The organism is Mucilaginibacter sp. P4_E8 (assembly GCF_056401495.1).
In genome coordinates this window covers 1-8,566 of sequence record NZ_JBFUJG010000179.1, presented here as the reverse complement: position 1 = coordinate 8,566, position 8,566 = coordinate 1, and the positions used below count along the sequence as shown (strand labels likewise).

5 protein-coding genes are annotated in these 8,566 nt (G+C 39.8%); all 5 read right to left on the bottom strand.

Annotated features, from left to right (window positions below):
- Positions 1-703: DUF4097 family beta strand repeat-containing protein (locus AC1DRQ_RS27825; protein WP_477428830.1), on the bottom strand; the 703-nt coding region annotated here is incomplete at its 3' end.
- 127 nt (positions 704-830) lie between these two features.
- On the bottom strand, positions 831-3,209 hold the full coding sequence (locus tag AC1DRQ_RS27820; RefSeq protein WP_477428828.1) for an ABC transporter permease: 2,379 nt from the start codon (positions 3,207-3,209) through the stop codon (positions 831-833).
- Positions 3,210-3,278: 69 nt separating this feature from the next.
- The gene (locus AC1DRQ_RS27815; RefSeq protein ID WP_477428826.1) at positions 3,279-5,702 is read right to left on the bottom strand and encodes an ABC transporter permease; all 2,424 of its coding nucleotides are present in this window, start codon (positions 5,700-5,702) and stop codon (positions 3,279-3,281) included.
- 90 nt (positions 5,703-5,792) lie between these two features.
- On the bottom strand, positions 5,793-8,168 hold the full coding sequence (locus AC1DRQ_RS27810; protein ID WP_477428824.1) for an ABC transporter permease: 2,376 nt from the start codon (positions 8,166-8,168) through the stop codon (positions 5,793-5,795).
- Between the two features lie 55 nt (positions 8,169-8,223).
- On the bottom strand, positions 8,224-8,566 hold a 343-nt coding region (locus tag AC1DRQ_RS27805; protein WP_477428822.1), incomplete at its 5' end, for an ABC transporter permease.

Sequence of the window (8,566 nt, the reverse complement as noted above, 5' to 3'; positions counted from 1 at the left end):
CACCTGCTATGTTATTTGCGTTGATACTGCCACCGCTGGTATTTGCATCTATGGTACCTTTTAAATCGGTAAGGCGTAACGAACCACCAGAAGTTTCCAGGTGAATTTTACCATTACAATTGCTGGCCTCAATGCTGCCACCGCTTGTTTCCAGGTCAATATTTTGCCCGGAATTGCTTACATGAATGCTCCCCCCTGATGTCCGGCCATGTATAGCACCAGTTAAGCGCTCAACATGCAGGCTCCCTCCACTGGTTTCAAAATCTTGTTTGCCGGTTAAATTGTCCAAGCTGATACTACCACCGCTGGTATTCAGGCTGGTGGCAACCTGTTTTGATACAAATACTTTGAATGATATGTTCAATGAATTTCTCCAGTTAAACAAGCCGCTGCCTTTACTTTTTGCGGTAGCATGCAATTCGCCGCCATTTACAGCCACATCCAATATATAATTTTCAAGACGTTTCTTTATTTCGTCTTTTGACAGATCGCCTCTACCATTATTGCCGCTGATATAAACTTCAACCCGGGAATTCTCGCCGCTTGCACCACTAACAGCAATACTACCGCCTGATGTGTTAACAAAAACTGCCTTTATACCCGAATTGGATAATGATTTCGTCATATAAGGTGTTCGGTTATCTTGTGCTAATGCAGTATAACTTTGGCAGGCCACAAATAGCAACAGTAAGTAATTTTTCATAATATTTTTGTTAGGTTTATATATAAGACCCATGTTCATGGGATTAAGTTGCACCCTGATTGAAAAAATTCTAAAACCTAAATTCTAAACCCTAAATTGTCGGGCACTACTCACTACTCACTACTCACTACTCATTCTTTAAACTGTTAACCGGGTTGGCCAGGGCTGCTTTTATTGCCTGTGCGCTCACGGTTAAACCAGCTACCAGTAGAGATACCCCACCTGTTAAGATAAATACCCACCATTGTATGTTGATACGATAAGCAAAATCCTGTAACCATTTACTGGACACATACCATGCAATAGGCGATGCAATGATGGTAGCCATAACAACCAGCTTTAAAAAATCTTTAGATATCAGCAAAATAATATTGGCAACATTTGCTCCCAATACTTTACGTATCCCTATTTCTTTGGTACGCTGTACTACCGCGAAGGCCGTAATAGCAAACAGACCCAGGCAAGCTAATACGATAGCCAATATTGAAAATGTTGTAAAAACCCCGGCTGTACGTTGTTCTGTGCGGTATAATGCATCATAATCATCATCCAGAAAACGGTAGTCAAAGGGCCGGTGTATTACACGGGTTTTCCATATTTTGCCAATTTCATTAATAGTACCGGGGGTGTTATTGCCGTTTATTCTTACAAAAAGCGCATGAGGCATATCCTTATCTAAAAACAGTACCAGCGGCGTTATAGGATCGTGAAACGATTTGAAATTAAAGTCTTTTACCACTCCTTTGATAATGCCTGGATCGCCTTTTGAAATTTGCTTGCCTACTGCCTGTTCTGGTGTCCACCCCAACGCTTTTACAGCCGATTCATTGAGGATAAATGAATAACGATGATTTTTACCCTGGTTAGTGGTATCTATTTGCAATACATCAGCACGTGTATAATCATTACCGGCCACTACTTTTAATTGCATGGTTTTTATAAAATCCTCATCAACCGGAATGGCATTCACCGAAATGTTTTTGTTATCATTGGTATTTATCCCATCGCTCCAACCCACATTAATGGGTTCATCATAAGCAGCTGCTGTGCTCTGTACATTGGGTATTGCACTGATTTCTTTTTTGAGCGCATCTAATTGGGGTTGCATGGTATTGTCAACAGGCAAAACCATTATATTACTTTTGTTATAACCGAGATCCTTATTCCTGATGTATGACAGCTGCTGTAGAATTACAATAGTTGATATGATAAGGAAAATAGAGATCACAAACTGGAAAACAATTAACGATTTCCTTACGCTTTGGCCTGATGTAAATGAAAACCCCGATTTCAGTACCTTCACTAATTTGGCATTTGATAAAAGTAAGGCTGGGTACGCTCCTGCTGCAAAGCCTATCACTATACTTAAAACTATAAGGCAAATGATTATTACAGGGTCAAACAAAACATTAACCTGCAGTTGTTTCCCTGAAATTTGGTTGAACAGCGGAAGTACCAACATGGCCACACCTATAGCTAAAATAGCAGCTATGCCGGCTGTAAATACCGATTCGCCAATAAATTGTGTAAATAGTTCGCCTTTAGCCGCACCAAGCACTTTCCTGACACCTATTTCGGCCCCGCGGCCCGATGACTGTGCAATAGCCAGGTTAACGTAATTAACGCAGGCAATAGTGAGTATTAATAAAGCCACCGCCAGCATAATGTAAATGTAGGTAATGCTACCTGTAGGTTCAATCTCATTTGGTAAATCAGAATGTAAATGAACACTTGTTAAAGGTTGCAACTTATACGTAAGATACTGACCATTTCCCATTTTTAACTCGCCCTGGCTAACGGTTTTCATATAATCGGCCACTCTTTTTTGTAATGGAGCCATCTCATCTTTATTATTTAACAGCAGATAGGTGATGTTATTAGCTGTCCACCATTGTTCTGGGCCATTCATATCCATGTACAAGCTAAATGGTACTATAAAATCAAACTGGATCTGTGAGTTTGAAGGTACAATATCCACCACTCCTGATACCGTAAAATTCTTTTCACCTACCTTTAACACTTTCCCTATAGCTTCCTGGCCTCCAAAATATTTTTTAGCAGTATTTTGAGTGATCACCATTTTATCAGGCGCATTTAAAGCGGTACCGACGTCTCCTTTAATCAGGTTAAAGGAAAATACCTTAAAAAAAGATGGATCGGCATACAAAAAGTTTTTTTCCTCAAACAATTGATTATTGTATCCAACTACTCTGGGATATTTAAATGTTCTAACAAAATCCTTCACCTCCGGGAAATTTCGTTTAAACTGCGGACCTGGTTTGGTACCAGTAACAGCAGCTCTCCGCACCACATCATGTTTATACTCCATGGTGGCCCTCACTATTCTGTCGGCATTAACATGAAACCGTTCATAACTCAGTTCATGTTGTATGTAAATACCTATCAATAAACAGCTTGCAATGCCAACTGTTAAACCCAATATATTTATAAATGCGTAAAGTTTATTTTTCTTTAAACTACGCCATGCTAATTTGATATTGATCATATGTTGAAATTCTAAATACTTGAACTCTAAAAAAGCTTTATGCTTTCAGCCTTTAGCTTTAAGCCCTACCTACTCGCTCTTCAGACTCTTTACCGGGTTTGCCAATGCCGATTTAATGGATTGAAAGCTAATGGTTAAAAACGCGATCAATAGCGCTCCCGCCCCGGCTAATGCTACTATCCACCATTGAAAATTTACACGGTAAGCAAAACCCTGCAACCATTTTTGCATAAAAAACCAGGCCAGYGGCGATGAAATTAATATGGCTATAAAAACAAGTTTGATAAAATCTTTTGTAAGCATGGCAACAATAACAGAAACATCGGCGCCCAGTACTTTACGTATGCCTATTTCTTTGGTACGTTGCTCGGCGGCGTAAGCAGCCAAACCAAACAAGCCTAAACAGGCGATAGCAATTGCCAGAGAGGTAAATACCACAAATATTTTTCCTACACGCTGTTCTGACCGGTAAGTGGCATCAAAATCCTGATCCATAAAGGAGTAGGCAAAATGTTGATTTGGTGCCAGCGATCTCCATTTACCTTCTATCTGTGTTAATAGGGCGGGTATATTTTTGGTATGTACACGTACGCTTAAGGCTCCATTGTTTTCCTCCAGAAATAAAGTAACCGGCGAAATATTATCACGTAATGAACTGAAATTAAAATCTTTAATAACCCCAATAATAGTAAATCGCTTAATGCTCTTACCAGAATTATCCATAGGGCGATAAATGGGGTTATTTAGTGGAGATTTCAAGCCCATCAGTCGTGCTGCTGTTTCGTTAATGATCACTGCTGATGAATCAGTTTGGAGTTCGGTCGAAAAATTACGGCCACTGATCATTTTAATACCCAGCGTATTTAAATAATCCTCATCAACCGACCATACCTGTGGTAAAATCCCCCGCTTTTGATCAAGTGTAGGATCCTGGAACACGGCACTGGTATTCCTGTAGTCGGCTGTAGGTAAATAGCCGGTCATGGTAGCATTATCCACACCCGGCAGCTGCTTGATCTCCTGTTTAAAAACCTTTGCCTGGCGACCAAGTGCGCCGGTATTTTTCACAACAAGTACCTGGCTGCGATCATAACCCAGGTTTTTATGTTGGATATAATTGAGCTGATTATAAATAACCAATGTACCGATGATCAGGATAATTGATATAGAGAACTGGAAAACCACCAGGAAACTCCGGAGCCTGCCACCTTTAAAACCGGTTGACAACTTCCCTTTCAACACATCAACAGGTTGAAATGCCGAAAGGAAAAATGCAGGATAGAAACCTGCCAGGCCTCCAATAACCAACGCTATAGCGATCATTACAGGTAACAGCCAAATAAATGATTGCACTGTTATAGCCAGTTCTTTATCAGCCATTTGATTAAACAAAGGCAACAATACCCAGGCTAACACAACAGCAATAAGCGTGGATATAAAAGTTACTAATATTGATTCTATTAAAAATTGAGCTATTAATGAGCTCCGTGGCGAACCCAACACTTTACGCACCCCTACTTCGCGTGCGCGATTTGAGGAACGAGCTGTTGAAAGGTTCATGAAGTTAACACAAGCAATCAGCAGGATAAACAAGGCGATGGCCGATAGTATATAAACATACTGAATGCTGCCATTACGCCCCAATTCGCCAACCCGGTTCGAATACAGGTGAATATCTGTAAGCGGGGTTAAGTTCATCCGGAAGTAGTTGCCTGCTTTTTCAAACTCATCCATGGTTAAATGGATCACACTTTGTAATTCTACATTGATGTGCTTACGCATTAATGCGGGTAGTTGTGCATTTAGTTTCTTAAAATCGGCGCCCGGTTTTAGCAAAACATAAGTATTAAAGTTGTTGCTTAACCAGGTAGTTTCCTTACTATCTCCATTTGAAGACATAGACAGAAAAAAGCCGTAATTGAAATGCGATTGTTTAGGAATATCCTTAATAACCCCGGTAACTTTATAATTTTGAGTGTCATTCAATACCAGTGTTTTACCAACCACATCTACACTGTTAAAGTATTTTTTTGCTATGCTTTCAGTGATCACTACACTATTAGGTTCAACCAGAGCAGTAGCTGGATTTCCATTGATCATTGGCAGGGTAAAAACATCAAACAAGCCCGGGTCACTATAAACCATCATGTCTTCCTGAATGTTCTCGTTGTTCTTTTTTACGTGTACGCCACCTTTTCCCTGTAGCCGTACAGCAGCTTCAACAGCGGGAAACTCACTTTTTAAAACCTGCGCTAAAGGAGCCATGCTTTGCGCATATTTAGAATTATTGCCTCCAAATTTTATCTCAAAATTCACCCGTGCTATACGGTCGGCTTTTTTGTTGAATCGATCATAGCTCAGTTCATCAATCACATAAAATACGATCAATAAACAAGTAGCCAACCCAACAGATAGCCCTAAAATATTGATAGCTGTAAAGCCTGTGTTTTTCCGGAGGCTGCGGAACGCGGTTTTGATGTAATTTTTTAACATGATTTTTAAATTTAAAAATTCAGACCCTAACTTCCCCTGCCCTTTAAAACCTACTGCTCACATAACATACAACTCAAATCCTGGTTACCCCTATTCGCTTCTTAAACTTTTTACAGGATTTGCCAAAGCTGCTTTAACAGATTTGAAACTAATGGTAAGCAATGCAATTAAAAAAGTAAAAAGCGCTGCCAAAACAAATATCCACCAATGCAATGTGGTGCGAAAAGCAAAATTTTGCAACCATTTACTCATGCAATAATAACCAACAGGCATAGCGATCACCGTGGCAAGTAATACTGGTTTAAGTAAATCTTTTGATAATAGCAGCAAAATGTTTTGTACCGATGAACCAAGCACTTTACGCACGCCTATTTCTCTTGTACGCTTAGCTGCTGTGAATGATGCTAAACCAAATAAACCCAAACAAGCGATAAATATGGCCAAACCTGAAAATATACTCAGCATAGTTTGCTGTCTGATATCGGTTCTGTAGGTTACATCAAACTGCTGATCAAGAAACTTATATTCGAAAGGATAAACAGGTGCAACCTGATTGTAGATATCCTTTATATTGGCCAGGGCAGCTTTGATATTACCCGGTTTTAATTTTATTACGGCTACCCGCCTGTCTTCATTTGGTGCAATGATCAGGGCGTCCATATTTTCTTTTAGCGACAGGAAGTTAAAATCCTCAATTACTCCTATTACCCTTCGTTTTTTATCATCGCGTACGGTGTTTTTTACCCATTTACCTATCGCCTGTTGGGGAGTAAACCCAAGCAATTTGGCAGCAGTGCGGTTAAGGAGTACCGCGTCGGTAGTGTCTGTAGCATATTGCGGGGAAAAATTCCGGCCTGAAATTACCTTTAAACCCAGCGTTTTTATATATTCAAAATCGGCAAACTCTGTTCTTGATTTAAATATTTCGTGCTGACCCTCTACTTCGAAACCATGTATATCAAAAAAGCCACCCGGCTCGCCCGACATAAGTGATACCGAAGCTACATTGCCTGAGTTTTGCAACTCATCTTTAAATGCACGGCGGTGGTTATAAATATCATCATTATCTATACTTACAATAACCGTTTGTTCCTTATCATAGCCAAGCGTCTTGCTTTTTATAAAGTTCATTTGGTTCATGATAACTATGGTACCAATGATCAGTAAAACAGAAATACTGAATTGTAACACCACCAACGACTGCCTAAGCAGCGTACCTCCTTTGCCCAGGCGTAATTTCCCCTTCAAAGCCTGTATGGGCGAAAATGCCGAAAGAAAAAATGCCGGGTAGCTGCCTGCTAAAAACCCGACAACTAATATTACGCCAGCCAAAAACAAATAAATGGGCGGCTTATTCCAGGCAACAGTTAATGTAAACCCAAGTAACTGGTTGTACCAGGGCATCAGCATTAGCAATAGACCTATTGATAGGGCACAAGAAATTAATGCCAACAAAAGCGATTCGCCAATAAATTGTATAATTAAATGATTGCGTAAAGCCCCCATCACCTTTCGCATACCTACTTCTTTTGAGCGCTCAACCGCTCTTATGGTTGATAGGTTCATGAAATTGATACAGGCAATAAGCATGATCAGGATGGCAATGGATATAAAGATGAACACTACGGTTTTGTCGCCATGCCTTACATTATCAAACGCAGATGCTTGTTCAAAATAAATATCATTCAACGGGGTGAGTTTAAGATCAAATCGGGTACCGAAACGGGCCATATTCTTACCCATATATTTATCCATAAACTGAGTAAAACGACCTTCAAGCTGTGCCTTGCTTATATGGTCATCAAGCAGTATATAAACAAACATGCTGTTATTGATCCAAACATTAAAGCCATCATCATGAACGTAATTTGATAATGGTATCACCATATCAAAATCCATGTGAGAATTTGAAGGAACATCTTTAGTTATACCCGTAACTTTTAGTTGAAGACGCTTATCCATTTGAACCACCTTACCCATAGCATTGTCAATGCTACCAAAGTATTTTTTTGCTGTGGTTTCACTAAGCACTATACTACCCGGGTCTTTCAGAGCTGTAACCGCATCACCTTTTTTAAGCGGGAAAGAAAACAAAGTAAAAAAGTCGGCATCAGTTGCGTAAACTTTCTTTTCGTTAAATGCTTTCTCGCCAAATGATACCAGATCATTTCTTGGTGCTACACGTACAGCTTTCTTTATCTCATTAGGATAATCATTTAATAATGCTGGTGCATACGGGCCCGACAAATATGGCACCCTTGCCTTGGTGGCATCAAAACCACGCATAACACGGTAAATATTTTTTCCCTTTGTATGAAATTTATCATAGCTGAATTCATTGGTAATATACAGGAATATCATAAGGCATACGGTGATCCCCATAGTTAATCCAAGTATGTGAATGAGCGAAAATGCTTTATTCTTATAAAGGTTTCGCCACGCTATTTTTATATAACTTTTTAACATGATATTAAAAAAATCTTAAACTCTAAATTGCCGGGTATTTTTCACTACTCATTACTCATTCACTTTTTAAACTTTTAGCCGGGTTTGCCGTTGCCGCTTTTATTGATTGTGTACCCACAGTTATAAAAGCGATCAATATGGCTGCAATACCGGCAATGGCAAATACCCACCATTGTATATCAACACGGTAAGCAAAGCTTTGCAACCACTTGCTCATACCATACCAGGCCAGCGGCGAGGCTATAACTGTGGCAACCAATACCAGCTTCATCAAGTCTTTGGACAACAGCGTTACAATATTGGTTACACTTGCTCCTAAAACTTTTCTGATGCCTATTTCCTTAACCCGTTGTTCGGCTGTAAATGTTACCAGGCCAAACAAACCAGGCACGCTATAC